The sequence below is a fragment of the Aequorivita aquimaris genome (assembly GCF_001573155.1).
In the GTDB taxonomy this organism is placed as follows: Bacteria; Bacteroidota; Bacteroidia; order Flavobacteriales; family Flavobacteriaceae; genus Aequorivita; species Aequorivita aquimaris.
Window position 1 is genome coordinate 175,897 of the sequence record NZ_JRWG01000004.1, and the last position, 25,483, is coordinate 201,379.

Below are 25,483 nucleotides of genomic sequence, written 5' to 3' on the forward strand. Positions count from 1 at the left end.
TAAAACTTGGTAAATTAAATCAATCTATGTCTGTGTAGTTCCAATCTTGATAACAAATACCTTCAGAAGATTGGCACCCCGCGCAAACATAGGATAACGGTTCACTCCACCATCGGCTTCTAAACCCACAAAAAACAACATGCAACCCAAAACTTAAACTTCCACTCCTAGCACCTCCACCCCCACAGCATTTGCACTTTTAAATAAATAATAAGTCCCCTTCACCTCCTGATAAAACTTTAATCCCAGAACTGCTATGTGCATCCCAGCAATTTCAGGCTCCTCAACACTAAGCTCAAAAGAGTTTTCATCATAAGTTTTGTCAATATAAAACGGAGCACTCATCTTCAATTTGTAGTTTAAAGCATTAAAATCAAAATGCAGCAATCCCAAACTAAGTGCCATATGCGTAGCGCCACTTGGAAAACTTACATGCCTAACATCAAAATTCGTAATCGCACAGCTTCGTGTAGCAAAATCATAATTGACTGACGCTCCAAGCGTATCTATAACATTACAAGCCGGTGTAAATTCAAAATTGCGGAGAAGATCCAAGCCTAAAGGTGTTGCCAATCCATTCCCCACAGTTCTTTTACCTCTAAGACTCACACGATCCATAGATTTTATCATAGTGAATAAAGTCATCATCCTACCGTGCAGCAAGCCGTCCTTACGCACACAAAGAAAAGGTGCTAATGAAATCCGAAAAGCCTTTTTTATCTTGCTACACGTTCCAAACTCACTCGCATTCTCCCGCACACGCACCATAGAATCCTTCTTTTTAATGTCATTACTCTTAAATCCACCACCCGCACTTCGTGCCAAATCCCCACCATTGGGGGTTGAATAAAAGTTGGTATCTCCTATAGTACCCTTTAACCGAATTAATCCAATTTGTTTTGCCATAATGTTTATTATCAGACATCTAAATATATATAAAATTATTTAAAATATATGATTAAAGTATATTTATAGCGTATTTAAAACATATTTATAATATATCTATAGCGTATTTATAGCGTATTATTAAAATATAATACAATATAATACCCCTTTATCCTCTCTAAGGAGTAAGCTTTAAAAAGAAAAAACTAAATGTAAATCTAAAAACCCCATAGCACGGATTAGCAATCCGTCCTTGCCTTAATATGTATAAAAGAAAAATGTCTACAAAATATATAGTGAAGAAAAATTAAAAAGAAAACCCAAAAACTCCAGTAATGCCAAATTCCCGGACACCAGGATTGTCAAGATAATTCCCTCGGAAATTGAAGTCTAATCTAAAAACCCGGAAGATGTTACCAACGCCCACACTCCATTCCCAATAAATATCCTCAGGGGCTTGGTAAACTATATTTGAAGCATTCAAGTCTTTATTCTCCTGTGAAATAGTTCCATATACAGCCCTAAAACCAACTACTTCACGAAGATCCAGCTTTCTAAGAAGTGGTATTCTTGAGAAAATCCTTCCTCCAAAATTATGCTGTAAATGAAGAGATGCATAGGTATCACTTACAAATTCATAATAATCCAACTGTGTAAAACTGTTATAAAGGCTAAAATAAGTTTGGTTTCCTGGGATGGGATTCAACAAGCTTAATGGTACGGCTCCTATGGTAGTGCCGACCTCAACTGTTGAGAGTAAACGTCCTAACCCCCCAATGTTCCAGGGCTGTGTATAAAGCGCCTGCACCTTTTTATATTCAAAATCACCGCCCATTACGTCTTTTAAACCAAAACTATAACCTGCATAGAATGACGGAAAATCCCCCTCATTAATGACTGTGCGTTCCACGCCATACCCAGAGGTCTTTCTCCCTGGAGCGTACAAAAAGCCTAACTGTATCTCGGCCTGTTTTAATTCGCTTTTCACTTCTCCCGTGAAAACGCCGTCTTCCATTACTTTATAATCAATACTGAAAGTATCGGTAGCAGATTTTAGGGTTCGGTAAGAGCCCGTTAGTCTTAAAATAAAGTTTTTCCAAGGTTCAATATCAAAACCTATTGTGCTGAGATTTATTCGTGACAGCCTATCATTAGCCCCCACAGACAATAACGAAGAAGATGCAAGGCTGCGTCCCAAAACATCATTACTGTTGGTTAGACTTGCCCCTGTCTGTTCCACATCGCGGCGGTTGCCACCAAAAACCGTTAACCTTGATTTTCTATCTAAAAGCCATTTCCCTGAAATTCCATACTTAAATCGCTGGTCTTTGAAACCATAGGCTCCAAAACCTTCCAGTCGCCAAGGATCATTTTGGCTAAAATAGGTCCTTCCTCCTAAACGAATACGCAAACCTTCTGCTTCATTGAAGCCGAAAATTGAAAATACCGGACCAACGTCAAAATTGTTTACTTCGTAATAACCACTGGCCAAGGTTGCGCCCACATTATAAAGCGCTTTAAAACGCCGAACTGTCTTTAAGGTGTCAAGCATTTTATAAACTCCCTTTTCATCCTTACTCAGCTTTTCCATGCGGTTTTCTTCCCAAAATTCATCAGGCCTGTTGTAGACCTCATATTGGTATGGATCTACTTGTTCGTTGTAAAATTTTTTCCCTTTAGGAAGATTGAAGGAATAATTATCATAAAGCGTAGTGCGCTTACCATAAACTCCTTTTGCAGTTTCCTTTTTTTGAAAACTAAAATCACTCATAAAGTAATCTCGTGTAATCAAAAAGATAGAATCATTCAATACATCAAATTCCTGTTCTATATACACATCGCGCACCCAGTTTAAGTTGGCGCTTTTTGAGGCCTGCAGATTTATTTCCTTAATAGCCCAAGTAGTATCATTTACCCAAAAATCACCCTTAAAGGTAAGCTCATTCTTTCGTCGAGGGTAGTATACAATATTATAACACCATTTGTTGTCACGATAGGCGCTGTCGCGAAGCACATAGTTGTAAACGTCTATACCAGTTCGGGATAGGGGACTGGTAAATGCTTTATCAAAAAACTTTAAATAATTGTCATAAACATCATATTCGCTGTAAAGATCTTTTACAAAAGCAATAAGAGTTTGGTTATTTTCAAAACCAGAGTTTTTGTTTCCCTGCAGTATTTCCTTTTCTTCATTCAGGAGATTGTCACCATATACCTTTGAAGCCGCTTCGTTTATAAATATTGGTAGATAAGTGTTTCCCGTAATGTTTGAAGTATCTGTCTGTTCAAAAACAAACTCCATTCCCTTGAAAATCCTACTTTTTATAAGTGCGCTGTCTATTGTGTTTAGGTCAAACTCAAGTTTTTCGTATTTATCGTATTGGTATTGTTTAAATTTTTTAACGCCATTCTCCCTTCGGTTTTCCCAAATTTTCCGAAGTATATCAATAGCTGGATTGTTCTTTTTTGAAGTTTTTCCACTGTAAACAACCACTTCATCCAGTGCGTCGGCACTCTCTTCCATAACCACTTCCATATTGTAAGTGCTTCGCGAAGTAAGCTCAACTTCCTTAGTCGCATAGCCAATAAATGAAAATATAACTGACTTGTAAGTTTTATCGCTTTCCAAATAAAACCGTCCGTTTTCGTCAGAGATAGTTCCTTCCTGTGAATCCTTAAAAATTACGTTGGCAAAGGCAACCGGATAATCAGTGGCATCTTTAATAACACCGCTAACTTTGGTTTGGGCAAAAACCGAAGCACCAATGACAATAAAAAAAGACAGAAGAAGGTACTTCATAAATTTATGGGACTGATATTTTTTTAGGGAATATAAAGTTAGTCTCTATAAAGAACTTTCTTTACAGCCTTAACAACATCTTCACTATTAGGCAGCCATTCTTCCAATAAATTAGGAGAAAACGGCGCGGGTGTATCGGCAGTATTAATTTTTACGATAGGAGCGTCCAAATAATCGAAAATTCGGTTTTGAACCTGGTAAGTTATTTCAGTAGAAACGTTTCCGAAAGGCCAAGCTTCTTCCAAAATTACCAAACGGTTGGTTTTTTTTACTGATTCAAAAATGGCTTCATAATCCAAAGGACGGATGGTTCTTAAATCAATTATTTCACACTCAATACCTTCTTCAGCAAGGGTTTCAGCTGCCTTATACGCTTCTTTTATAATTTTTCCGAAGGAAACAACGGTTACATCATTTCCTTTTCTTTTAATATCGGCAACCCCAAGCGGAATTAAGTATTCTCCTTCGGGCACTTCATCCTTATCGCCATACATCTGTTCACTCTCCATAAAAATCACTGGATCGTCATCGCGGATGGCGCTTTTCAACAAACCTTTTGCATCAGCCGGATTACTTGGCACTACTACTTTCAGCCCCGGACAGTTTGCGTACCAGCTTTCAAAAGCCTGACTATGTGTTGCCGCAAGTTGACCGGCGGAAGCTGTTGGTCCACGGAAAACGATTGGGATATTAAACTGCCCACCGCTCATTTGGCGCATTTTGGCAGCATTGTTAATTATTTGATCAATGGCAACCAAAGAAAAGTTGAAGGTCATAAACTCTACAATTGGCCTATTGCCGTTCATGGCAGAGCCCACGGCAATACCTGAAAACCCCAATTCGGAAATTGGAGTATCAATAACCCGTTTTGCGCCAAACTCGTCGAGCATTCCCTTACTGGCTTTATAAGCCCCATTATATTCGGCAACTTCCTCGCCCATTAAATATATAGATTCGTCGCGACGCATTTCTTCGCTCATCGCCTCGGCTATTGCCTCTCTGAATTGTAGTGTCTTCATCTGTCTAAATTGAAATGTAAATAACTGAAATTTTTCAGGGATAGCAAAAATACTATAATTACCATCTGTTTAGGTATTATTTTTTCACTTTTAATCAAAATTTATTATGCGTGCATAACAAAAAAAGGAAATATATTCTTAACTTCGCACACGAGCAATTTGAAACCCTTTCGGTTTTTTTCAATTGCTGAAATCTACAATCCAAAAACACTTTTAAAGATGAAAATATTAGTCTGTATAAGTCACGTACCGGACACTACCTCAAAAATCAATTTTACCGATAGCGATACCAAGTTTGACACAAACGGGGTTCAATTTGTAATCAATCCAAACGACGAGTTTGGCCTTACCCGCGCCATGTGGTTTAAGGAAAAACAAGGCGCTACCGTACATGTGGTAAACGTGGGCGGTGCCGAAACCGAGCCTACACTTCGCAAGGCATTGGCCATTGGCGCCGATGAAGCAATTCGTATAAACACTCCAGCAACCGATGGTTTTTCAGTTGCAAAACAGCTTGCAAATGTTGCAAAAGAAGGCGGTTACGATTTGGTAATCGGAGGTCGAGAATCTATTGATTACAACGGCGGGATGGTTCCAGGAATGGTTGCCAAATTAATTGGCGCAAACTTCGTAAATACCTGCATCGGCCTGGAAGTGGAAGGCGACAAAGCCACCGCAATCCGCGAAATTGATGGTGGGAAGGAAACCCTTAAAACATCACTGCCATTGGTAATTGGCGGACAGAAAGGCTTGGTTGAGGAAAGCGATCTTCGCATCCCGAACATGCGCGGTATTATGCAGGCCCGTACAAAACCATTGAACGTAAAGGAACCTGTGGACGCAAATGCCGAAACAAACACGGTGTCATTTCAAAAACCTGCTCCAAAAGGGGCGGTAAAACTGGTGGACAGCGTAGATGAATTGGTAAATCTTCTTCATAATGAAGCGAAGGTAATTTAAGAATCAAAAAAAGAAAGACATGTCAGTTTTAGTATATACAGAATCAGAAGAAGGAAAAATCAAAAAAATAGCACTGGAAGCAGTTTCGTACGCAAAGGGAATTGCAGACCAAATGGGAACTTCGGTTACCGCGGTCAGCATTAATGCGAATGACGTTTCAGAATTGGGAAAATACGGCGCTTCAAAAATTTTGCAGGTTTCCAATGACAAATTGAACAAATTCAACGGCGAAGCGTATGCAGATACAATTGGACAGGCCGCAAAAAACGAAGGCGCACAAGTTATCGTATTAACTTCCAGCGCAAACAGTAAGTTTTTAGCCCCTACTTTGGCGGTAAATCTTGAAGCCGGTTATGTGGCAAACGTAATTTCACTTCCGGAAAGCACCTCACCGTTTAAGGTAAAGCACAGCGTTTTTACGAACAAAGCTTTCGCAACTACCGAAATTAAAACCGATATTAAAATAATCGGATTGGGAAAAAATTCATACGGATTGAAGGAAAATGAAACTTCCGCCACAACAGAAGCTTTTTCACCAAATCTCGACGCCCACGATTTTGATATGGAAATTGTTTCCGTAGATAAAGCAACCGACAAAGTAACGATCGCCGATGCCGAAATAGTGGTTTCCGGCGGCCGTGGCCTTAAGGGTCCAGAAAACTGGGGAATGATTGAAGACCTTGCCAAAACATTGGGCGCGGCCACCGCTTGCTCCAAACCTGTGAGCGACATGGGCTGGAGACCGCATAGCGAGCACGTTGGGCAAACGGGTAAACCCGTAGCGTCAAATCTGTACATCGCCATTGGTATTTCCGGTGCCATCCAGCATTTGGCAGGTATCAACGCTTCAAAAGTTAAAGTAGTTATCAACAATGATCCTGAGGCTCCTTTCTTTAAGGCCGCAGACTACGGCATAGTGGGCGATGCTTTTGAAATTGTACCGAAACTCACCGAAAAATTAAAGGAATTTAAAGCGCAAAACGCATAATTTTTTATTAATTTGTGCCCCGAAAAAGGCTGTTTAAATCTAGGAAACACCCTCTATTTAAACAGCTTTTTCTTATTTTTATACTTTAATGACAATCTCTTTGCCAAAAAACTTGGAACCTGTCACCCTAAGTCCGCCGCAGGGCGGGAATTTGAAACCTCGATAATGAGTTTAGTAAAACTGACCATAAAAGGAATATCCTACAGCCAAACGCAAAATGGCGCCTATGCCCTTATTTTGAATGAGGTAGATGGCGAACGGAAACTCCCTATCGTCATCGGCGCTTTTGAAGCTCAGTCCATTGCCATCGCCCTGGAAAAAGACATAACCCCTCCACGACCCCTTACACACGACCTTTTTAAGAATTTCGCTGATCGTTTTGAAATTGTCATCAAGCAGGTAATTATCCACAAATTGGTGGACGGCGTTTTTTACTCCAGCATCATTTGCGAACGCGACAAGATTGAAGAAATTATCGACGCCCGTACTAGCGATGCCATTGCCTTGGCACTTCGGTTTAAGGCACCTATTTTTACCTATAAAAATATTTTGGACAAGGCAGGGATTTATCTGAAAACATCTGCCTCCAAAAAATCGCTTTCAAAAAAGGAAGAAGCTGTTATTGAAAATTTGATTTTAGGGGAAGACAAGGAGTCAGTTAAGCCTACAGGCCAAGATTACACAAAATTTAGCCTGAGTGAACTGAACAAAATGTTGGAGGACGCCGTAAAAAGCGAAAATTACGAGAAGGCGGCAAGTATCCGCGATGAGATTTCAAAAAGAGAATAGATTCATTTATCGATTTTTAAAATTTAAAATATAGTCCCCTGGGCGAGCCTGCACCGAGCGCAGTCAAAGTGTCAAAGGGTCGGAGTTTAAAAAGAATATGCAAAAATTCACACTCGTAGCCATTGTGCTATTTTTCTTCGGAAACACCTTCGCGCAAAGCATTGAAAAAACGTGGCAATTTTCAGAAGTAAAGGACGAGAACGGCCTCTCTCTTCTAAACATCAATCCCGAAAAAGATTTCCTGAAACTCGACAACGGCTTGTTTGAATATCAAGTGGCTAGCGACAGTCTTGTTTCCAAGGGCGATTATATGTTCCAGAATAATTTGCTGGTTCTTTTTTTCAATAAGCCCGCGGACAGCATTAGAAGATTTCGGGTAGAACAGGTTACGGACAGCAGCCTTACCCTTTCGGAAAACAATTATAAGTATCAGTTAAAAACTTCCGGCCTTCAAAACGTTTCTGCTCTGGAGACGGTTGCGAAAACTTCAGAAATAATTCCCAGTCAAGGATTTTCCTTTCAAAGCCTATGGCGCGGGGTTTTGGGCATGGTTTCGCTTTTGATTATCGCCTTCCTCTTCAGTTCAAATCGCAGGGCCATTAATTGGAAAACCGTAGGTATTGGCCTAGCCTTCCAATTGTTGATCGCCATTGGGGTTTTAAAAGTAGATTTTATAAAAAGTGGCTTTGAAGGGGTGGGCCAATTGTTCGTAAACGTGCTGGACTATACCAAGGCGGGAAGCGAATTTCTCTTTGGCGGAATGCTGGATATAAACTCCTTCGGTTTCATCTTCGCCTTTCAGGTTTTACCCACCATTATCTTTTTCTCCGCCCTTACCTCGGTACTTTTTTACTTCGGAATCATTCAAGTAGTCGTAAAAGGAATGGGCTGGCTGCTCACCAAACTTTTGAATATTTCCGGTGCAGAAAGCCTTAGCGTGGCGGGAAATATCTTTTTGGGCCAAACGGAAGCGCCACTTCTCATTAAGGCCTATTTGGAAAAAATGAACAAGAGCGAAATGCTGCTTGTGATGATAGGCGGCATGGCCACTGTTGCGGGTGCGGTACTCGCTGCCTATATCGGCTTTTTGGGCGGCGACGACCCCGAACTTCGGTTGACCTTTGCCAAGCACCTTTTGGCCGCCTCGGTAATGGCAGCCCCGGGCGCTATCGTAATTTCAAAAATTTTGTACCCCCAGACCGAACCCATCAATACCGATGTGAAAGTTTCCTCAGAAAAAATCGGCTCCAACTTTTTGGATGCAATCGCAAATGGAACTACTGAAGGCCTGCGGCTTGCGGTAAACGTAGGCGCCATGTTGCTGGTTTTTGTGGCGTTCATCGCCATGCTCAACGGAATATTGGGCTGGGTGGGCGAAGTAACTTCAGTTAATGAATGGGTGGCTGCAAACTCCGCCTATCAAAGCCTTTCACTTGAGGCAATTCTCGGAACTATTTTCGCTCCGCTTATGTGGCTTATAGGTGTTGCCAAGGAAGATATGTTAATGATGGGCCAATTATTGGGAATTAAACTAGCGGCCAGTGAATTTGTGGGCTACATCCAGCTGGCAGAACTGAAAAACGTTACCAATGCGCTTCATCTTAATTATGAAAAGAGCATCATTATGGCAACCTACATGCTTTGTGGATTTGCAAATTTCGCTTCTATCGGTATTCAAATTGGAGGAATTGGCTCCCTAGCGCCCGGACAGCGAAAAACCCTTTCAAAATTTGGAATGAAAGCCTTGATTGGCGGGACGATCGCTTCGTTAATTTCCGCAACCATCGCAGGAATGATAATTGGCTAATAGGCTCCTATCACGGTCTCTGCCCAATCGGCAGCTTCGTCAATACTTTTAAAGTAACTGAAAGCTCCCTTAAAAAGGCCTTGTTCTTCCATAGCCTCAAACTTAACGTCCTCATTGTTGGAAACTATCGCAATCCCCATCACAGATTTGGAACTTGCCTTTTCATAAACAATAGGATTAACCGTTTTGGCCATTTCCCGGTTGGAGATTACCACACATTTTCTACCCCGATAATGGGAATCTATAATTTTGGTAAGTTCCTCAGCCTCCTCCAGGTCATAGAAATCTGAATTAAAGTGAAAGACCGCGTACAAAGGATAGCACTCCAATATACCCGTTGATAACTCGTACTGTTTTTCCATTGGTCAAGGATTTCGAAATAAAATTAAATAAAATTTTAACATAATTTTAAAATCGTTGATAACTTATTTAAAAGCATTTCGCAAATAATTTGAGCATCCCCTTCCCTATTAGTATTTTAGACCGATAATTTATTTTTTTCGAAATGAAACAATACCACGACCTTCTAAAGCACGTAATGGAAAATGGCAGCGTAAAACAAGACCGCACCGGCACCGGCACCAAGAGCGTTTTTGGCTACCAAATGCGGTTTGATTTAAGTGAAGGCTTCCCCATGGTCACCACTAAGAAACTACACCTGAAATCAATTATTTATGAACTCTTGTGGTTTTTGAATGGCGATACAAATGTGAAATATCTTCAAGAAAACGGGGTACGCATCTGGAACGAATGGGCCGATGAAAATGGCGACCTTGGCCCCGTTTACGGCCACCAATGGCGAAATTGGAACAGCGAGGAAATCGATCAGATTTCAGAAATAATAAAAACCCTAAAAACCAATCCGGACAGCCGCCGAATGCTGGTTAGCGCTTGGAATCCCAGCGTATTGCCCGATACCTCAAAACCATTTGCCGAAAACGTGGCCAATGGCAAAGCGGCACTTCCACCCTGCCATGCCTTTTTCCAATTTTATGTTGCCGACGGAAAATTATCTTGCCAACTCTACCAGCGCAGTGCTGATATCTTTCTGGGCGTGCCTTTTAATATTGCTTCCTATGCCCTGTTGACGATGATGATGGCGCAGGTTTGTGGCTACCAAGCCGGTGATTTTGTCCACACCTTTGGCGATGCCCATATTTACAGCAACCATTTTGAACAGGTGGAACTCCAGCTATCGCGCCAGCCCCGCCCGTTGCCAAAAATGTTGCTCAATCCAGAAGTAAAAGATATATTTGGCTTCACTTTTGATGACTTTACGCTTGTGGACTACAATCCGCATCCGCACATAAAAGGCGCTGTTGCCATTTAAACTAAACTTAATTCCTCAAAATGAAAAACCTATTTATTGCCTTCTGCATACTTTTCTCAACTTCAGTTTTCGCCCAACAAGAATGGGGCGACGTTCAAAAAAATAAGGTAACCCTTATGGAGATTGCCCCTATCTGGCCCGGATGTGAAAAGGGAAGTGCGGCTGAACGCGACAATTGTTTCAACAATAAACTGGCTACCCACATTGCCCAAAATTTTAAATATCCGCCGGAAGCCTACAAGAAAAATGAGCAGGGAAGAGTAATTGTAGAGTTCATTATCAATGAACAAGGATTGGTTGAGGTAAAAAATGTTACCGGAGGCACCAAAGAATTGCAGGAAGAAGCCAAACGAAATATTATGGCAATCCCGAAAATGGCAAAACCCGGAATGATGGGAGGCAAACCGCGGCCCATAAAATTTACGGTTCCTTTTACCTTTAAAACCGGGAAATAAGATGCTGAAAAAAATAGTTTTTTCTCTAGTTTTAATGTTCATTTCTTCTTTTTTATCCGCGCAGGAAGAAACGGTAACCGAAGTTTCAAAATCTGAAATGACTAAGGCCGATGTACCTTATGCCGTGATTGAAAATGTTCCTGTATATCCAGGATGTGAAGGCAACGGCAACCAGGAATTGAAACAATGCATGTCCACCAAAATTTCCGAATTTGTGAACCTTCATTTCAATATGAAGAAAGTTGAGGCCTTAAATTTACCTCCCAAGATTTATAGAACTTCGGTTCAATTCAAAATAAATAAAGAAGGCAAGGTGGTTGACGTTCGCGCCCGTGCAGAACATCCCGAGATTGAGAATGAAGCCGTTCGCGTTGTGAGCAACCTTCCCCAAATGCAACCGGGAAAACAAAGAGGAGAAGCAGTGGGCGTGCTGTATTCACTTCCTATAATTTTTAAAGTTGAACCTCCTAAAAGGGAAGATAAAAAGAGGAAAACAAAGAATTGAAAAAGCTAGTTTAACAACTGTTTAACGTAGGTTGAATAGTCTTCAACAATTTTAATATTTATATTTAAAGTGTCGTCAAAAAAATTGCGACACTTTTTTTATGATTGCTACAGATACACTGGTTTCGTTCTTTCTCGAAACCCGCCAACATACAGAAGATATTTGCAAACCGCTGGAAATTGAGGATTACGTGGTACAGCCCATTGTGGACGTTTCTCCTCCCAAATGGCATTTGGGCCATACCTCCTGGTTTTTCGAAGAGTTTATTCTGAAACCGCACAAACCAAATTACAAGCTCTTTCACGAAGATTTCGCCTTTGTTTTCAACAGTTATTATGAAAATGTGGGCAAACGCGTAATCAGAAATGACCGCGGCAACCTCTCGCGGCCCGGCGTGGCAAAGGTTTACGATTACAGGCATTATGTCACCAATGAAATGAAGGATTTTCTTTCAGGGGAAATTTCCGCAGAGATTGAGAAAATTCTTTTAATAGGAATCCATCACGAAAAACAGCATCAGGAACTGCTTATTACAGATATAAAATACATTCTGGGAAATAACCCGTTATTACTGAAATACAACCATTCATTTTCGGAAAATCCACACCAGAAATTTCAGCGGGAATGGATTGAAATGGACGAAGGTATTTATGAGATAGGCCATAAAAATTCCGACGAATTCTGCTATGACAATGAGCTGGGAAGGCACAAAGTGTTTCTGCACGATTATAAAATTTCAAACAAACTTGTTACCAATGCGGAATATCTGGAATTTATAAATGCCGGAGGCTACAAAGATTTTAACCTATGGCACGCCGAAGGTCTGGACTGGGTAAAACAAAACCAGATTGAAGCCCCAATGTACTGGCACAATATTGACGGGGAATGGCACCAATATACTTTGCAAGGCCTTCAAAAAATAGATGCTGACGCACCGCTTTCGCACATTTCCTATTTTGAGGCATTCGCCTTTGCCCAATGGAAAGAATGCCGCCTGCCCACAGAATTTGAATGGGAGGCCGCCCAACAAAACTTTGAATGGGGCAGCCGTTGGGAATGGACTGAAAGCGCCTACCTACCCTATCCCGGCTATAAAAAAGCCCCCGGCGCCATCGGCGAATACAACGGGAAATTTATGGTAAACCAAAAAGTGTTGCGCGGCGGTTCCGTGGCAACTCCCAATAAACATACGCGACCAACTTATAGAAATTTTTTCCAGACCAATCTGCGGTGGCAATTCACGGGATTAAGGTTGGCACAATAAAAACGACTACCCACCTATGGCAACTACCGCAACACTATTGGACACCCCTTTTAAAAAAGAAGTTTTTGAAGGTCTGAGTGCATTTCCCAAATATTTATCGTCCAAATATTTTTATGACAAAAAAGGCGACAAACTTTTTCAGGACATCATGGCCATGCCGGAATATTATCTCACGGGCTGTGAATTTCAGATACTTTCCTCCCATACGGAGACCATCGGAGAGCTCTTTCGCGATCGCGAAAATGGTTTGGATTTAATTGAACTTGGCGCCGGCGACGGCAAAAAAACAAAGGTGTTGCTAAAATATATGGCAGACCACAACTTCAATTTCGTTTACAAACCCATCGATATCAGTGAAAATGCGGTGGAAATGCTTTCGGAAAATCTCGCTACCGAAATGCCCGCCCTAACGGTGGATGCCGAAGTGGGCGAATATTTTGAAGTCCTCGAAAGGCTGAAAGGTTTCAACAAACGCAAAAAGGTAATTATGGTATTGGGAAGCAATATCGGCAATCTAAAACACCCAAAGGCCATCGAATTTCTCACAAAATTGAAAGACGCCATGTTGCCCGATGACTTGCTTTTCATGGGTTTCGACCAAAAGAAGAACCCGCAGACCATCCTCGATGCCTATAACGATGAAGCCGGAATTACCGCAGCTTTCAACAAAAATATTCTCACCCGAATAAATCGGGAATTGGGCGGAAATTTTGATGTGGATAAATTCGAACATTGGGAAGCGTACAATCCAGAGACAGGCACTGCCAAAAGTTTTTTGGTGGCAACCGAAGCAATGCAGGCAAGCATCGAAAAGTTGGGGTTAACGGTAAATTTTGAACAATGGGAAACCATCCACACCGAAATTTCACAGAAATACGACGATAAGATAGTGCAGTGGCTCGCGGAACAATCGGGACTCGAAATTGAAACCTCCTTTACGGACGAAAAGGGGTATTATAAAAATTATGCCTTTCGGAAGGTTTGATGGCTGCTGGGTGTGGAATGATAGATGTTATAACCTCTGATTTTTTCTATTCATCGACCTAAAATTTCAACAAGTTTTTCCAATTCATCTTCGGTATTGTAATAGTGAAAACTTACGCGAATCCCCCCACCCCGAAGCGAACTGATAATATTATTATGCTGCAATTTCTGAAAAAGCGCTTTATCCCCTTTCACATTATAAATGGACGAATGCTTTTCGCGGAGCAGCGTATCATTTCCCAATAAATCCATTTCGGCGAAACGTTCCTTCGCCTTTGCTGAAATGGAAGCGATTTTTTGGTATAAATCTTCCCTTCCCAATTTTTCCTGAAACAACATAGCCTGCTCCAAACTGCCATAATTCAAGGTGTCTTGATGGCCTGGTTCAAAATGCTTTATAAAAGCGGTTTCCGTTGCCAGACTTTCAAAACGTTCGGCAGAATTGAACCCGATGGTCTTTGGAAAAATCCTTTCACGCGCAACTTCCTTCACCATTATAAATCCATTGCCATAGCCCGCCGTTAGCCATTTATAGGCACTTGCTCCCACAACATCAATCGCGTTTTCGGTAAAACTGAAATTTTCCGTTCCCAAATATTGAGTACCATCAGCAATTAAAAGTATGTTGGGGTGATAGCTTTTTAACTGTTTCAAAAATTCAAAATCTATTTTTATTCCGTTCAGCCACTGCACGATGCTGAACATAAAAATATCGGGCCGGTGCCTTGCCACGGCCTCCTCTATATTCCGTTCTAAATTCTCATCAATTTTGGCATAGCAAACATCAAAATCGCGGGTCTCCACCGGCCAATTGATAGATGGATAATCGTTTTTTAATAGAAGTATTTTTTGACCTTTTGGCAATCCTTCCAATACGGTATTTATTCCAAAGGATATATTTGGAACCAAGGCAGTTTCAGCTATAGCAGCATTAAAAAACTCGGCAACAGTCTTTCTGATTTGTTCAATATGAATTTTGTGTTTATCTCGAAAAACGCTCGCATGGTTCATTAAATCCATATCGTGCTGCCTACGCCATTCAATAACAGGCTTTGGAATTACGCCGTTTGAGGCAGTATTTAAGTAAGTGCAGGATTCCAGAGCGGGAAAGTGTTTTCTTAAATCTTCCATAAGTAATGGCAAAACGGTGAATTTTCGGTATTTTTACAAGACTGATTTTAGCAGCGATTGTTGCATTTACAACGAAAGTAACCAACTATGTTTTCAAAAACTAAAAAATCCGAAAGAATTGATGCCGAACAGCGCGAGCAGTACGAGTACGCCCGCCGCCGCATCAAACAGAAAAAAAACCTGATGCGCCATTTCATATTGTTTTTGGTGGGCTCGGTGCTTTTAATAATCATCAATCCTTTGCTGGGCTATGGGAAGGATTTCTTTATAAAGGATTGGTTTATTTGGGCCATTTTAATTTGGACGTTTATCTTTCTCGTGCACCTTTTCAACGTTTTTGTGATGAACAAATTCATGGACAAGGAATGGGAAGACCGCCAACTCGAGAAACTGAAGGCCCGCCAAGCCGAACGCATGGTTGAACTGCAGAAAAAAGTGGACACGGAACTGCAATTGCCCACAACCCCGCCGGACACTTCAAAAAAAAACGAACTGAACAACCCGCTACCCCCAGACGTACAATGATTACCATGATTGCCGCCGCTGGCGAGAACAACGAATTGGGAAAGGACAACGACCTGCTTTGGCATTTGCCGGATGATTTTAAACGCTTCAAAAAACTCACCACCGGCCATTACATCATTATGGGGCGAAAGACTTTTGAGTCGTTTCCGAAACCTCTTCCCAACAGGACCCATCTGGTAATCACCCGGAACAAGGACTATAAAAAAGAAGGTGCCGTGGTAGTCCACGATTTGGAGGAGGCCCTGAAAATTTCAAAAGAAGATGCGCAACCTTATATAATTGGCGGTGGCGAAATTTATAAATTGGGACTTCCCTTTGCCCATAAAATTGAGCTTACCCGCGTACACGGCACCTTTGCCGATGCCGATACTTATTTCCCCGAATTTTCAGAGGAGAAGTGGGAGCTTGTTTCCCAAGAAGAACACCCCAAGGACGAAAGGCATGACTATTCCTTTACGTACGAAACTTGGGTGCGAAAATAATGAACTCCAAACCCCAAAGGTTTTTGAAACCTTTGGGGTTTTGCTTCCAAAAAAAGCTCTTTGAAAACAATCTTAAAACATATTGCTTCCCAAAATAACTTCAATTGTCACGATAGCAAACCCCTTTCGGGCGGTGACATCAACGAAGTATTTCTGCTAAATTGTTCCGAAGGAAATTTTGTGGTCAAGATTAACAGTGCCTCAAAGTTTCCCGCTATGTTTGAAGCGGAGGCAAAGGGATTGCAATTGCTGAAAGAGAACAGTAATTTTAAAATTCCAAAGGTGATTGCCACAGGAACCTATCAAAACACGGCCTATTTGATATTGGAATATATTCCCTCGGGAAAACCATCGAAAAACTTTTCGGAAAAATTTGCCGAAGCCCTTGCGAGCCTTCACAAAACAACTGCCGGGAAATTTGGATTGGACCACGACAATTATATTGGCAGTCTTCCGCAGAGAAATGGTTTTTGCAGTTCGGCTTCTGAATTTTACATCACTCAGCGTTTGGAGCCACAGTTTAAAATGGCCGCAGAAAACGGTTTTCAGTTTAAGAATTTAGTGGGATTTTTAAAGAATATTTCCGAAGCAATCCCGAAGGAGCCCCCGGCTTTAGTCCACGGCGATCTTTGGAACGGCAACTATATGGTTTCAGAAACTGGCAAGCCGGTTTTGATAGATCCAGCCGTAGCCTTTGCACCGCGCGAAATGGATATTGCAATGATGAAATTGTTCGGTGGGTTTTCAGATGAAATTTTCTCCAATTACAATGCTCTTTTTGCTTTAGGCGAAGGCTGGAAAGAACGGCTTCCCCTTTGGCAATTATACTATTTGCTGGTACACCTCAACCTTTTCGGAAGTGGTTATTTATCGCCGGTCAATTCAGCAATAAAAAAATATTCATAGAATTAATCCTATTTTTGTATTTCTAAACCAATCGACAATGAAAGCATATATATTTCCCGGACAGGGTGCCCAATTTACGGGAATGGGCAAAGATCTTTATGAAAACTCTTCAAAAGCGAAAGAAATGTTTCAACAAGCCAATGAGATTTTAGGTTTCGATATTTCCAAAACAATGTTTGAAGGCAGTGCCGACGAGCTTAAGGAAACCAAAGTTACCCAACCCGCTATTTTCCTTCATTCCACCATTTTGGCGGAAGTTATGGGCAATAAATTCCAGCCAGATATGGTAGCAGGACATTCCTTAGGTGAAATTTCGGCATTAGTTGCCAACAGAACGCTTGCCTTTAGCGATGGGTTGCTACTGGTTTACAAACGTGCATTGGCAATGCAAAAAGCCTGTGAAGAAACACCCTCAACAATGGCGGCTGTTTTAGGGCTGGAAGACCATTTAGTTGAAGAAATATGTGCAACCACACCTGGAATTGTTGTTGCCGCAAATTATAACTGTCCCGGCCAATTGGTAATTTCCGGCGATGTGGATGCCGTGGGAAAAGCTTGCGAAAGTTTAAAGAAAGCCGGCGCACGAAGAGCATTGATACTGCCCGTTGGCGGCGCTTTCCACAGTCCGTTGATGGAACCTGCTCGGGAAGAACTGGCGGACGCCATTGAAGCTACCCAATTCACCGCACCTGCTTGCCCAATTTATCAGAATGTTTCAACTTTTGCCGTGACTGATCCTTCAGAAATAAAAGAAAACCTCATCTTCCAACTCACGGCTCCAGTAAAGTGGACGCAGAGTGTTCAAAATATGATAAAGGATGGAGCAACGAAATTTATAGAAGTAGGTCCCGGAAATGTTTTACAGGGATTGGTTAAAAAAATTGATGGTTCTGTAGAGACCGAAAAAGCGGAGGTGTGAATTCGTTGATTCGAAAAATAAAAAGTTCTGGGTAAAATTAATTATTCAGAACTTTTTTATTTAAAAAACTGTTTCATCTCAATTGATCAAATTATCCGTTCCTCTATTGTAGAACAGCTTCCGCTCCTCCTTGGGAACAAGGTCTCCTCCAGTGGCCCAAACAATATGGGTCGCGTTTTCCATATTTATTTTGTGTTTTGCTGCGTAATCGATTTGTGCAACCATTTGTGGGCCGATCAGGCCAGCAGTTGCCGAAGGTTCCAGGAAAATTTTTTCGCTGTCCATCAGTTGTGCCAATAAGGTAAAAAGACGGTTGTCTTCAATGGTATAAATTCCACTTACAATATGGTTACTGATATTTGTGGCAAAATTGGACGGGCGCCCAACCGCCAATCCATCGGCTTCGGTCTTATTGTCTATTCCAATATCGTGGACGCTTATATTGCTCATTTCACCCGTAACCAAACCTGTTAAAACGGCGGGGGAATGTGTTGGTTCCACATAGAAACAATGCACATCGTCCCCATAAATTTGTTTCAGGCCAAAAGCCGTTCCGCCCGGGGAGCCGCCAACGCCGCAAGGAGAATATACAAATAAGGGATTATCGGCATCAACCCGGATATTGGCTTCCTCCAATTGTTTTGCCAATCTGAGCGCGCCTACAGTATATCCAAGAAATAATTCGTTTGAATTTTCGTCATCCACAAAATACGCCATTGGGTCGGCGTTTGTTTTTTGTCTTCCCGCAAGAATGGCCTCGCTGAAATCGCCGGTAAACTCAACTACTTTCACGCCCTTGGAACGCAACAAATCCTTTTTCCATGTTTTGGCATCTGCAGACACATAAACGATGGCCTGAAAACCAAGTTGGGCACTAATAATTCCAATGCTCAACCCGAGATTTCCGGTAGAACCGACCCCGATTTTATATTTACTGAAAAATTGCTTGAATTTATCTGAAGTGAAAATGCCATAGTCATCTCCCCTACTTAGAATTCCTGCGTTTATTGCCAATTCCTCGGCATAATGAAGTACTTCAAAAAATCCGCCTCGCGCTTTTATGGAACCTGCGATGGGAAGGGCATTGTCGCATTTCAAAAAAAGACGCCCCTGTATTTTTGTGCTTTCTTGATTTAAAAGTTCCTTCATATTGTGAATTTCCGTCAGCGGTGATTCAAGGATACCGTTGTTCCCCGCAGTTTCGGGAAAAGCTTTCACAAAAAATGGCGCAAATCGTTCCCATAATTTGGCGGCAGCTTCCATATCTCCCTTTTTAATTGAAAAAGTGGGCATTTCCACTTTCAATTTATTGTTCGGATTAAGCCAGACCACAGGTTTTAAAGCTATAATCTCCTTTAAAATGGGAGCTTGTTTTACGAAAGAATTTATTTTATTTTTTGAATACATCCTTTATAATTTACAAATGAAATTAGGACATTACGAAATGTAACAATTAATTGAATCCCCTCGTATTTTGTACAGATCAGGAATTGCGTGCAACATCTTCTACCCGTTTTGTGGAATCTGCCTTATTGAGGCTCAACCGTACCGTACTGGTCTCCAATGCCTTTAAATCGTGGGGCACACCGCCTTCAAGCGCAACCAAATCTCCCTTTTTCAAATGGCAAATAGTTCCGTTTACGCCAAAATCGATTGCGCCTTCAAAAATTTCGACTACTATGGGGAACGATGTTTTGTGCTCCTTCATAACCTGGCCCTCCCTAAATGTAATTCTAATTTCCTTGCAGGCCTCGGTATCAATTAAAACTTGGATGGCCGGTTTGGTATCATTGTATTGCAGATCTTTAATAAGTGATGCTGTTTTCATAGTTATATTTTTAAATTTTCATTTTTTTAAATTTCTTCAAAATTAAGCATAGCAAAAACCGAAACTTATGACCGAGCGCATACTTTACCGAAAATGATTGGACCGGCTATTTTTCTAAATAATGCACACAAAATTAAAAACGAAAACACCGAATGAAATTAATCATCCGGTGTTTCTACTTGTATAAAGATTGGTTCAATCCTTAATATTATACTTTAAATTTTAAATATCTATGCGCTAATCCTGCAATCTTCGCAGTCCTTCACCTCGCCATAATAGGTTTCGCGGTATTTGTGAAGGGTTTTAAATGGCACTTTCAAAAAGGTTTTTTTGATGTAGATCACACTGGTGGTGAACATTCCCATCTTTTCTGTAAATCGTTTTTCTGTTTTTGTTTGTCGTTTCACTGAAACTAACTTCATAACTTTTGTTTATCGGTTTTGGGCAAAGAAACAAAGGCTTGGGGCCAATTCCAAATTATTAGCGTTAAACCTTTTTTAAAAACTATTGTAATTTGCTGATAATTAAATATTTCTGATTTTCTTTTCCCACTTCCACGCAGATTCAAGAGCGTCTTCCATCGTTTTTTCAGCTTTCCATCCCAATACTTTATTTGCCTTTTGGGTATCTGCATAAACAGCTATAACGTCTCCCGGTCTTCGATCCACAATTTTATAATTCAGTTTTTCGCCCGTTGTTTTTTCAAAAGAATTTACAACTTCCAAAACTGAGCTTCCTCTACCCGTTCCTAAATTGAAAACCTCAAACTGGGTTTCATTTTTTGCAGAAAGTAAACGCTGCAGGGCAATAACGTGAGCCTTTGCCAAATCTACCACGTGAATATAATCGCGAACACAACTACCATCTTCTGTAGGATAATCATCTCCAAATACAGAAAGTTGTTCCCGAACCCCAGCCGCCGTTTGGGTTATAAACGGCACTAAATTCTGCGGCACTCCTGCCGGAAGTTCTCCGATTTCTGCCGTTTCGTGCGCTCCAATAGGATTGAAGTACCGTAACGCAATTGATTTTAATGCTGAAATAGAACAAGTATCCTTTAATATTTCCTCACTTATTTGCTTGGTATTTCCATAGGGTGAAGTAGCAGGCTTAACCGGAGCATTTTCTGTAATAGGAAGCGAATCGGGCTCACCATAAACTGTACAGGACGAACTGAAAATAAAATTCTCAATTCCGTAAGCATTGCATTCCTGAAGTAGATATATAAGCGTATTTAGATTGTTTTCGTAATAAAGCAATGGGTTTTGAACGCTTTCGCCCACAGCTTTGCTGGCCGCAAAATGAATGATACCTTCAATATCCTGATTTCTTTTAAAAAAATCTGAAACATCGGTTTTAATGCGCAGATCGAGCCGTTCAAAAGTCGGGGCAGATTTACTAATGTTTGTAATTCCTTCTAAAACATCCAAAGATGAGTTAGATAGGTTATCGATAATTAAAACCTGATAACCAGAATTTTGAAGTTCAACAACTGTGTGGGAACCTATGTAGCCCAAACCGCCGGTAACGAGTATTTTTTTCATTATTTGGTGACGAAATTTATAACAGTTTCTGTAATATAATTAATTTGCTCATTGTCCAGCTCAGTGTGCATGGGTAGTGAAATGACTTCTTTCACCAATTGGTTTGTAACCGCAAAATCTTCCTCTTTATAACGCTCATCCTTGTAAGCTTTTTGAAGATGCAGCGGAATGGGATAATAAACCCCGCAAGGAATTCCTTTTTCGTTTAAATGGTTTACCAAGGCATCTCGATCAGCATTTAAGATTTTCAAAGTGTATTGGTGAAAAACGTGGCAGTCACAAACATCACAAATAGATTGGGTATTGTCGCAAAAACCAGTTGGCGTAATTATGTTTTCGATTCCCGCAAAGGCCTCACTGTATTTTCGGGCGGCATTTCTGCGGGCAGCGTTGTACTCGTCCAAATGTGGCAACTTAGCGCGAAGTACTGCTGCCTGGATGGAATCCAACCTGCTATTTACACCCACCACATCGTGATGGTAGCGCACATACATACCATGGTTTACAATACCGCGAATTATGTGGGCTAAATCATCATCGTTAGTGAATATTGCCCCGCCATCACCATAACATCCCAGATTTTTTGATGGAAAAAAAGAAGTGGAAGCCACGTGCCCAATGGTTCCGGTTTTTTGTTTAGTACCATCTTTTGAAGTGTAATCGGCGCCAATACCTTGTGCGTTGTCCTCAATTACATACAGGTCGTGCTCTTTGGCAATGGCCATAATTTCGTCCATATTCGCCGCAAGGCCAAAAAGATGCACTGGGACGATCGCTCTGGTTTTTGGGGTGATTGCTTTTTTTATGGCTTCTATATCTATATTGAAATTTATAGGATCCACATCTACCAGCACAGGGGTTAATTGCAAAAGAGCAATAACCTCAACGGTTGCCGCAAATGTGAAATCGGCCGTAATTACCTCATCGCCGGGTTTTAGACCAAGGCCCATCATCGCTATTTGTAGCGCATCCGTTCCATTGGCGCAGGGAATTACGTGTTTTACACCTAAATATTGCTCCAATTCCTTTTGAAATTCGTGGACCTCGGGACCATTCACAAAAGCGGTGGTTTCAATGACATTCATGATAGAGCTGTCTACGCGTTTCTTTATATTTTCATATTGACCTTTTAGGTCAACCATTTGTATTTTCTTCATGCTGCTGAAATAATATTGAATTCGGTAAAATTACGAAAATGATATTTGTTAAGGGTTAAGTTATAAGATTAGGTTTTGGTATTTGGTACTTGAAATTTGGTATTTTTGTTCGGTATGCACACCATCTACAATTTACTGATTCTCTTTTCCTCCTTTCTTTTGAAGATTGTGGCGTTTTTCAGCAATAAAATGAAACTTTTTGTAAATGGCAGAAAGAACGTTTTTAAAACACTTCAGCAAAAAATCTCCAGTACCGATAAAACCATTTGGTTTCACTGCGCTTCGCTGGGTGAATTTGAACAAGGCGTACCGATAATGGAAGCAATAAAAAAACTAAAACCCGACCATAAAATAGTGGTCAGTTTTTTTTCGCCCTCGGGTTTTGAAATAAAGAAAAACACAGCTTTGGCAGATGTAGCGGTGTATCTTCCAATGGATACGCCAGCCAATGCAAAAAAGTTTATCTCTGAAGTTCATCCGTCGCTTAGCTTTTTTGTGAAATATGAGTTTTGGCCCAATTATCTTTTTGAACTTCAGAAAAAGAACATTCCCACTCTATTGGTTTCGGGTGTTTTCAGGGAAAACCAAATCTTTTTTAAACCTTACGGAGGCCTTATGCGAAGGGCATTAGCTACATTTGATCACTTTTTTCTGCAGGATAAAAATTCTGAAGCGCTTTTAAAAAGTATTGGTTTTAGCAACACAACCGTAAGTGGCGACACACGTTTTGACAGAGTTTCGCACCAAATTGAAATGGACAATACCCTAAAATTTGCAGAGGATTTCAAAGGAAATTCGCTCTGTGTTGTCTGCGGAAGCACCTGGCCCGAAGATGAAGCCGTACTTCTGGATTATATAAATTCCGCTCCCGAAAACGTAAAATTCATCATTGCTCCCCATAAAATAGAAGCAGATAAAATTGAGGATTTTACAAAAAAGGTTGTCAAAAAAACGGTGCTTCATTCCAGTATAGACGAAGTAAACATATCAGATTATTCTGTTTTGATAATTGACTGTATCGGCTTGTTGAGCAAATTATACAGCTATGCAGACATAGCGTTTGTAGGCGGGGCGATGGGCAAAACGGGGCTTCATAATATTTTGGAACCTGCTACATTTGGGGTGCCCATAGTTATAGGGAAGAATTTTCAAGAATTCCCAGAGGCGAAAAGACTTCGGGATTTAGCGGGTTTGTTTTCAATTTCAAACGCTGCGGAATGCACCGAAATTCTCAACAAATTAATTCTAAATGATTCATTTCGAAATAAAACAGGGATGATTGCTGGACATTTTGTCAATAAAAACACAGGCGCAACCAAAAAAATAATTGATTACCTTAAGGCAGATTGAAAACACTTAAAACTGATATTTTTAAGAAAATCAATTCATTTTTAAAATACATTTCACTGAATTAATACTATTTTCACAATTTTTAGTATATAATTATACATTTCACAATTTTAAAAAGCTAGCTTTGTTTTAACAATTAAAAACAATCTAATTATGAAAAAACTTTTTATTGCATTAGCATTAGTTTCAATAGCCTTTGGTTCGTGTCGTGAGCAAAAGACCGAAACCAAAGAGGTAATTCGAGAGGTAGAGGTTGAAGTTGAACCTGAAACCCAAGAAAACGAAGGAATTCTTGAAAGGGCCGCAAAAGAAGTGGACAAGGAAGTAAATGAAGAAATTGATAAAAAAATTGAGGATATCGGTAACGATGACTAAAAAAAACCAAAAACCCATTATTATGAAAAAGCTAATTTTAAGTCTTGCATTGGTAGTTGCCTTTGGAACAAGTTTTATTTCTTGTCGTGAAAACAAAAAAGCTGACGACATAGAAGATGTTGCAGATGATGTAAATGATGCTATGGACGATGTAGAAGATGAGGTGAAAGACATGACCGACGACGATGCCACAGACCCTGTAGAAAACACCATTCAGGAAGGTGTAAATGAAATTCAAGAAAATACCGGTACCGGTGGAACAGATGATATTTAAACAAAATCTTTAAAACAGCCTAATTAACTTTTAAAATCAACAAATATGAAAAAAGTAGCATTATTTTTTTTGAGCACAGCTTTTATAGCTGCTAGTTTTACTTCTTGCCGCGAAAACAAAGAAGAAGTAACGGAAGAAGAAGCCATCATCCAAGAAATGCAGGCAGACGGCGCCGAAGTAAAGATTAAGGAAGACGGCGGCGACACTAAAATTAAAATGGAAACCGACGAAAAAGAAGTAAAAATTAAAAAAGATGAAGACGGGGATACCAAAATAAAAATTGACGAAAATAATTAAGCCCCAACTTTAAAAACAAAAAAACCGACTTCAATTAGTCGGTTTTTTTGTTTACCGTATCTCTCATTTGAGCTTTGAGCTCTTCCATGGATTGCTGCAATTGACGCAATAAATTACTCTCTGCTGGTTCATCAATCCCGAAGGTCAATTTGCTGTTTACCATCCAAAGCTCTTGAATATCCTTCACTTTTACATCTATCGGCAAATATTCATCATTCAATGAAATGAGCCGAATGCTCTGCGGATTGTTTGGAATTTTCTGAAGCTTTTTCACCAAAACCGAGTCCCGCAAAACCACAATATAAATCTTACTATCAGTCGCTTCATTTATACTTGGTACGGCACGGCCCAACACCCACTCATTTGGTTTAATATTTGGCAACATACTGTCACCTTCTACTTGAAAACCACGATAGGAAGCATTTCTATATTCAGGTAATGGAATATTGAAAGCCGGCAAGGTTTGGTACCATCCCGTATCGTGGATATTGTTGGGGTAGCCTGCCGCTGCCTTTTGGTTTACCAATAAAATACTATCATTTCCCGTGGAATCTATTGTCAAAACTTTCGGACTTACATCACCACGCGAAGTGTCTATATATTTTTCAAAACTTTTACCGTAAATCCATAAGGGATTGATATTGAATTGGGCCATAAGCTCCATAACCACTTTTCCAGTTATTTTGGTCTTGCCTCTTTCAATATCAGCTGTAGTAGCGCCAATATCGAGCAATTCTGCGAAAGATTGCTGGGTATGCCTAAGTTCTTCACGCAATTTCTTAAATCGTTGCGCTTCAATGGGTAGCTGTGTTTTCATACCCAAATATATAATATTTTGGAAAATATCCAAATAAAATTTTGGACTATATCCATATAATTTGGAGTATTTCCTTATTTTTGGCAATACTC

The 25,483-nt window shown here is 40.5% G+C and carries 28 protein-coding genes; 17 read left to right on the forward strand and 11 right to left on the reverse strand.

Annotated features, from left to right (window positions below):
- Positions 1 to 153 precede the first annotated feature (153 nt).
- The 3 genes from LS48_RS08165 to LS48_RS08175 form a co-directional block, all read right to left on the reverse strand.
- Positions 154 to 906: a hypothetical protein gene (locus tag LS48_RS08165; RefSeq protein ID WP_062621846.1), complete on the reverse strand. Its 753-nt coding sequence runs from the start codon at positions 904 to 906 to the stop codon at positions 154 to 156.
- 286 nt (positions 907 to 1,192) lie between these two features.
- Positions 1,193 to 3,685, reverse strand: coding sequence for a DUF5686 and carboxypeptidase-like regulatory domain-containing protein (locus LS48_RS08170; protein WP_062621848.1), 2,493 nt, complete (start codon positions 3,683 to 3,685; stop codon positions 1,193 to 1,195).
- Between the two features lie 38 nt (positions 3,686 to 3,723).
- Positions 3,724 to 4,704: a pyruvate dehydrogenase complex E1 component subunit beta gene (locus LS48_RS08175; protein ID WP_062621850.1), complete on the reverse strand. Its 981-nt coding sequence runs from the start codon at positions 4,702 to 4,704 to the stop codon at positions 3,724 to 3,726.
- A gap of 219 nt (positions 4,705 to 4,923) precedes the next feature.
- Between LS48_RS08175 and LS48_RS08180 the strand changes: the two genes are divergently transcribed.
- The 4 genes from LS48_RS08180 (at position 4,924) to LS48_RS08195 (ending at position 9,248) form a co-directional block, all read left to right on the forward strand.
- Positions 4,924 to 5,664, forward strand: a complete 741-nt coding sequence (locus tag LS48_RS08180) for an electron transfer flavoprotein subunit beta/FixA family protein (RefSeq protein WP_062622121.1) — start codon at positions 4,924 to 4,926, stop codon at positions 5,662 to 5,664.
- 19 nt (positions 5,665 to 5,683) lie between these two features.
- Positions 5,684 to 6,652, forward strand: coding sequence for an electron transfer flavoprotein subunit alpha/FixB family protein (locus LS48_RS08185; RefSeq protein ID WP_062621852.1), 969 nt, complete (start codon positions 5,684 to 5,686; stop codon positions 6,650 to 6,652).
- Positions 6,653 to 6,817: 165 nt separating this feature from the next.
- On the forward strand, positions 6,818 to 7,441 hold the full coding sequence (locus tag LS48_RS08190) for a bifunctional nuclease family protein (RefSeq protein WP_062622123.1): 624 nt from the start codon (positions 6,818 to 6,820) through the stop codon (positions 7,439 to 7,441).
- 97 nt (positions 7,442 to 7,538) lie between these two features.
- On the forward strand, positions 7,539 to 9,248 hold the full coding sequence (locus LS48_RS08195) for a NupC/NupG family nucleoside CNT transporter (protein WP_062621855.1): 1,710 nt from the start codon (positions 7,539 to 7,541) through the stop codon (positions 9,246 to 9,248).
- On the opposite strand, the gene LS48_RS08200 is transcribed toward LS48_RS08195, so the two are convergent.
- Entirely contained in the window at positions 9,245 to 9,610 is a 366-nt protein-coding gene (locus tag LS48_RS08200) for a hypothetical protein (protein WP_062621856.1), read from the reverse strand. The genes LS48_RS08195 and LS48_RS08200 overlap by 4 nt on opposite strands.
- Before the next feature lie 143 nt (positions 9,611 to 9,753).
- Here LS48_RS08200 and LS48_RS08205 point away from each other — a divergent pair, with 143 nt between their 5' ends.
- From LS48_RS08205 to LS48_RS08225, 5 genes are all read left to right on the forward strand, one after another.
- Positions 9,754 to 10,578 (forward strand): thymidylate synthase, encoded by an 825-nt coding sequence (locus LS48_RS08205; protein ID WP_045081202.1) that lies wholly within the window; start codon positions 9,754 to 9,756, stop codon positions 10,576 to 10,578.
- A 20-nt stretch (positions 10,579 to 10,598) separates the two neighbouring features.
- Positions 10,599 to 11,033, forward strand: coding sequence for an energy transducer TonB (locus LS48_RS08210; RefSeq protein ID WP_062621858.1), 435 nt, complete (start codon positions 10,599 to 10,601; stop codon positions 11,031 to 11,033).
- Position 11,034: 1 nt separating this feature from the next.
- The gene (locus tag LS48_RS08215) at positions 11,035 to 11,538 is read left to right on the forward strand and encodes an energy transducer TonB (RefSeq protein ID WP_062621860.1); all 504 of its coding nucleotides are present in this window, start codon (positions 11,035 to 11,037) and stop codon (positions 11,536 to 11,538) included.
- A gap of 100 nt (positions 11,539 to 11,638) precedes the next feature.
- Entirely contained in the window at positions 11,639 to 12,802 is a 1,164-nt protein-coding gene (egtB, locus tag LS48_RS08220) for an ergothioneine biosynthesis protein EgtB (RefSeq protein ID WP_062621863.1), read from the forward strand.
- A 16-nt stretch (positions 12,803 to 12,818) separates the two neighbouring features.
- Positions 12,819 to 13,787, forward strand: coding sequence for an L-histidine N(alpha)-methyltransferase (locus LS48_RS08225; RefSeq protein ID WP_062621865.1), 969 nt, complete (start codon positions 12,819 to 12,821; stop codon positions 13,785 to 13,787).
- Positions 13,788 to 13,837: 50 nt separating this feature from the next.
- Here LS48_RS08225 and LS48_RS08230 read toward each other — a convergent pair whose 3' ends face one another.
- On the reverse strand, positions 13,838 to 14,929 hold the full coding sequence (locus LS48_RS08230; RefSeq protein ID WP_131807710.1) for an aminotransferase class V-fold PLP-dependent enzyme: 1,092 nt from the start codon (positions 14,927 to 14,929) through the stop codon (positions 13,838 to 13,840).
- Positions 14,930 to 15,004: 75 nt separating this feature from the next.
- On the opposite strand from LS48_RS08230, the gene LS48_RS08235 reads away from it, so the two are divergent.
- From LS48_RS08235 to fabD, 4 genes are read left to right on the forward strand one after another with little or no spacing between them, the layout of a single operon-like run.
- A complete protein-coding gene (locus tag LS48_RS08235; RefSeq protein ID WP_062621869.1) occupies positions 15,005 to 15,442 on the forward strand; it encodes a 2TM domain-containing protein in 438 nt (145 codons plus the stop codon).
- Positions 15,439 to 15,924: a dihydrofolate reductase gene (locus tag LS48_RS08240; protein ID WP_062621872.1), complete on the forward strand. Its 486-nt coding sequence runs from the start codon at positions 15,439 to 15,441 to the stop codon at positions 15,922 to 15,924. Before LS48_RS08235 ends, LS48_RS08240 begins: the two co-directional genes overlap by 4 nt.
- Positions 15,925 to 15,984: 60 nt before the next feature.
- Positions 15,985 to 16,830, forward strand: a complete 846-nt coding sequence (locus tag LS48_RS08245; RefSeq protein ID WP_062621874.1) for a fructosamine kinase family protein — start codon at positions 15,985 to 15,987, stop codon at positions 16,828 to 16,830.
- Between the two features lie 37 nt (positions 16,831 to 16,867).
- A complete protein-coding gene (gene fabD, locus LS48_RS08250; protein ID WP_062621876.1) occupies positions 16,868 to 17,749 on the forward strand; it encodes an ACP S-malonyltransferase in 882 nt (293 codons plus the stop codon).
- Positions 17,750 to 17,827: 78 nt separating this feature from the next.
- Here fabD and dsdA read toward each other — a convergent pair whose 3' ends face one another.
- The 5 genes from dsdA to LS48_RS08275 form a co-directional block, all read right to left on the reverse strand.
- Positions 17,828 to 19,156, reverse strand: coding sequence for a D-serine ammonia-lyase (gene dsdA / locus LS48_RS08255; protein ID WP_062621878.1), 1,329 nt, complete (start codon positions 19,154 to 19,156; stop codon positions 17,828 to 17,830).
- Between the two features lie 76 nt (positions 19,157 to 19,232).
- A complete protein-coding gene (locus LS48_RS08260) occupies positions 19,233 to 19,577 on the reverse strand; it encodes a cupin domain-containing protein (protein ID WP_062621880.1) in 345 nt (114 codons plus the stop codon).
- Between the two features lie 230 nt (positions 19,578 to 19,807).
- Positions 19,808 to 19,999 carry a hypothetical protein gene (locus tag LS48_RS08265; RefSeq protein WP_045081214.1) on the reverse strand — a complete coding sequence of 64 codons (192 nt, stop codon included), beginning with the start codon at positions 19,997 to 19,999 and terminating at the stop codon, positions 19,808 to 19,810.
- Positions 20,000 to 20,101: 102 nt separating this feature from the next.
- Positions 20,102 to 21,121: a UDP-glucose 4-epimerase GalE gene (gene galE / locus LS48_RS08270; protein ID WP_062621881.1), complete on the reverse strand. Its 1,020-nt coding sequence runs from the start codon at positions 21,119 to 21,121 to the stop codon at positions 20,102 to 20,104.
- Positions 21,121 to 22,278 carry a DegT/DnrJ/EryC1/StrS family aminotransferase gene (locus LS48_RS08275; RefSeq protein WP_062621883.1) on the reverse strand — a complete coding sequence of 386 codons (1,158 nt, stop codon included), beginning with the start codon at positions 22,276 to 22,278 and terminating at the stop codon, positions 21,121 to 21,123. Before LS48_RS08275 ends, galE begins: the two co-directional genes overlap by 1 nt.
- Positions 22,279 to 22,392: 114 nt before the next feature.
- Here LS48_RS08275 and LS48_RS08280 point away from each other — a divergent pair, with 114 nt between their 5' ends.
- The 4 genes from LS48_RS08280 to LS48_RS08295 all read left to right on the forward strand — a co-directional run bounded on the left by LS48_RS08280 (position 22,393) and on the right by LS48_RS08295 (position 24,574).
- On the forward strand, positions 22,393 to 23,628 hold the full coding sequence (locus LS48_RS08280) for a 3-deoxy-D-manno-octulosonic acid transferase (RefSeq protein ID WP_062621886.1): 1,236 nt from the start codon (positions 22,393 to 22,395) through the stop codon (positions 23,626 to 23,628).
- Positions 23,629 to 23,781: 153 nt separating this feature from the next.
- On the forward strand, positions 23,782 to 24,003 hold the full coding sequence (locus tag LS48_RS08285; protein ID WP_062621888.1) for a hypothetical protein: 222 nt from the start codon (positions 23,782 to 23,784) through the stop codon (positions 24,001 to 24,003).
- 22 nt (positions 24,004 to 24,025) lie between these two features.
- Positions 24,026 to 24,277 carry a hypothetical protein gene (locus LS48_RS08290; RefSeq protein ID WP_062622124.1) on the forward strand — a complete coding sequence of 84 codons (252 nt, stop codon included), beginning with the start codon at positions 24,026 to 24,028 and terminating at the stop codon, positions 24,275 to 24,277.
- Positions 24,278 to 24,322: 45 nt separating this feature from the next.
- Positions 24,323 to 24,574 carry a hypothetical protein gene (locus tag LS48_RS08295; RefSeq protein WP_062621890.1) on the forward strand — a complete coding sequence of 84 codons (252 nt, stop codon included), beginning with the start codon at positions 24,323 to 24,325 and terminating at the stop codon, positions 24,572 to 24,574.
- Positions 24,575 to 24,608: 34 nt separating this feature from the next.
- Here the strand turns inward: LS48_RS08295 and LS48_RS08300 are convergent, their stop codons facing one another.
- Positions 24,609 to 25,391: a LexA family transcriptional regulator gene (locus tag LS48_RS08300; RefSeq protein ID WP_062621893.1), complete on the reverse strand. Its 783-nt coding sequence runs from the start codon at positions 25,389 to 25,391 to the stop codon at positions 24,609 to 24,611.
- Between the last annotated feature and the right edge of the window lie 92 nt (positions 25,392 to 25,483).

Coding starts and splice junctions, on each gene's coding strand:
- LS48_RS08260 (WP_062621880.1), bottom strand. CDS start 19,577: ATGAAAACAGCATCACTTATTAAAGATCTGCAATACAATGATACCAAA.
- LS48_RS08210 (WP_062621858.1), top strand. CDS start 10,599: ATGAAAAACCTATTTATTGCCTTCTGCATACTTTTCTCAACTTCAGTT.
- LS48_RS08265 (WP_045081214.1), bottom strand. CDS start 19,999: ATGAAGTTAGTTTCAGTGAAACGACAAACAAAAACAGAAAAACGATTT.
- LS48_RS08280 (WP_062621886.1), top strand. CDS start 22,393: ATGCACACCATCTACAATTTACTGATTCTCTTTTCCTCCTTTCTTTTG.
- dsdA (WP_062621878.1), bottom strand. CDS start 19,156: ATGTATTCAAAAAATAAAATAAATTCTTTCGTAAAACAAGCTCCCATT.
- LS48_RS08225 (WP_062621865.1), top strand. CDS start 12,819: ATGGCAACTACCGCAACACTATTGGACACCCCTTTTAAAAAAGAAGTT.
- LS48_RS08200 (WP_062621856.1), bottom strand. CDS start 9,610: ATGGAAAAACAGTACGAGTTATCAACGGGTATATTGGAGTGCTATCCT.
- LS48_RS08240 (WP_062621872.1), top strand. CDS start 15,439: ATGATTACCATGATTGCCGCCGCTGGCGAGAACAACGAATTGGGAAAG.
- LS48_RS08185 (WP_062621852.1), top strand. CDS start 5,684: ATGTCAGTTTTAGTATATACAGAATCAGAAGAAGGAAAAATCAAAAAA.
- LS48_RS08285 (WP_062621888.1), top strand. CDS start 23,782: ATGAAAAAACTTTTTATTGCATTAGCATTAGTTTCAATAGCCTTTGGT.
- LS48_RS08295 (WP_062621890.1), top strand. CDS start 24,323: ATGAAAAAAGTAGCATTATTTTTTTTGAGCACAGCTTTTATAGCTGCT.
- LS48_RS08300 (WP_062621893.1), bottom strand. CDS start 25,391: ATGAAAACACAGCTACCCATTGAAGCGCAACGATTTAAGAAATTGCGT.
- LS48_RS08175 (WP_062621850.1), bottom strand. CDS start 4,704: ATGAAGACACTACAATTCAGAGAGGCAATAGCCGAGGCGATGAGCGAA.
- LS48_RS08170 (WP_062621848.1), bottom strand. CDS start 3,685: ATGAAGTACCTTCTTCTGTCTTTTTTTATTGTCATTGGTGCTTCGGTT.
- LS48_RS08205 (WP_045081202.1), top strand. CDS start 9,754: ATGAAACAATACCACGACCTTCTAAAGCACGTAATGGAAAATGGCAGC.
- LS48_RS08180 (WP_062622121.1), top strand. CDS start 4,924: ATGAAAATATTAGTCTGTATAAGTCACGTACCGGACACTACCTCAAAA.
- LS48_RS08190 (WP_062622123.1), top strand. CDS start 6,818: ATGAGTTTAGTAAAACTGACCATAAAAGGAATATCCTACAGCCAAACG.
- LS48_RS08275 (WP_062621883.1), bottom strand. CDS start 22,278: ATGAAGAAAATACAAATGGTTGACCTAAAAGGTCAATATGAAAATATA.
- fabD (WP_062621876.1), top strand. CDS start 16,868: ATGAAAGCATATATATTTCCCGGACAGGGTGCCCAATTTACGGGAATG.
- egtB (WP_062621863.1), top strand. CDS start 11,639: ATGATTGCTACAGATACACTGGTTTCGTTCTTTCTCGAAACCCGCCAA.
- LS48_RS08290 (WP_062622124.1), top strand. CDS start 24,026: ATGAAAAAGCTAATTTTAAGTCTTGCATTGGTAGTTGCCTTTGGAACA.
- LS48_RS08195 (WP_062621855.1), top strand. CDS start 7,539: ATGCAAAAATTCACACTCGTAGCCATTGTGCTATTTTTCTTCGGAAAC.
- LS48_RS08235 (WP_062621869.1), top strand. CDS start 15,005: ATGTTTTCAAAAACTAAAAAATCCGAAAGAATTGATGCCGAACAGCGC.
- LS48_RS08215 (WP_062621860.1), top strand. CDS start 11,035: ATGCTGAAAAAAATAGTTTTTTCTCTAGTTTTAATGTTCATTTCTTCT.
- LS48_RS08165 (WP_062621846.1), bottom strand. CDS start 906: ATGGCAAAACAAATTGGATTAATTCGGTTAAAGGGTACTATAGGAGAT.
- galE (WP_062621881.1), bottom strand. CDS start 21,121: ATGAAAAAAATACTCGTTACCGGCGGTTTGGGCTACATAGGTTCCCAC.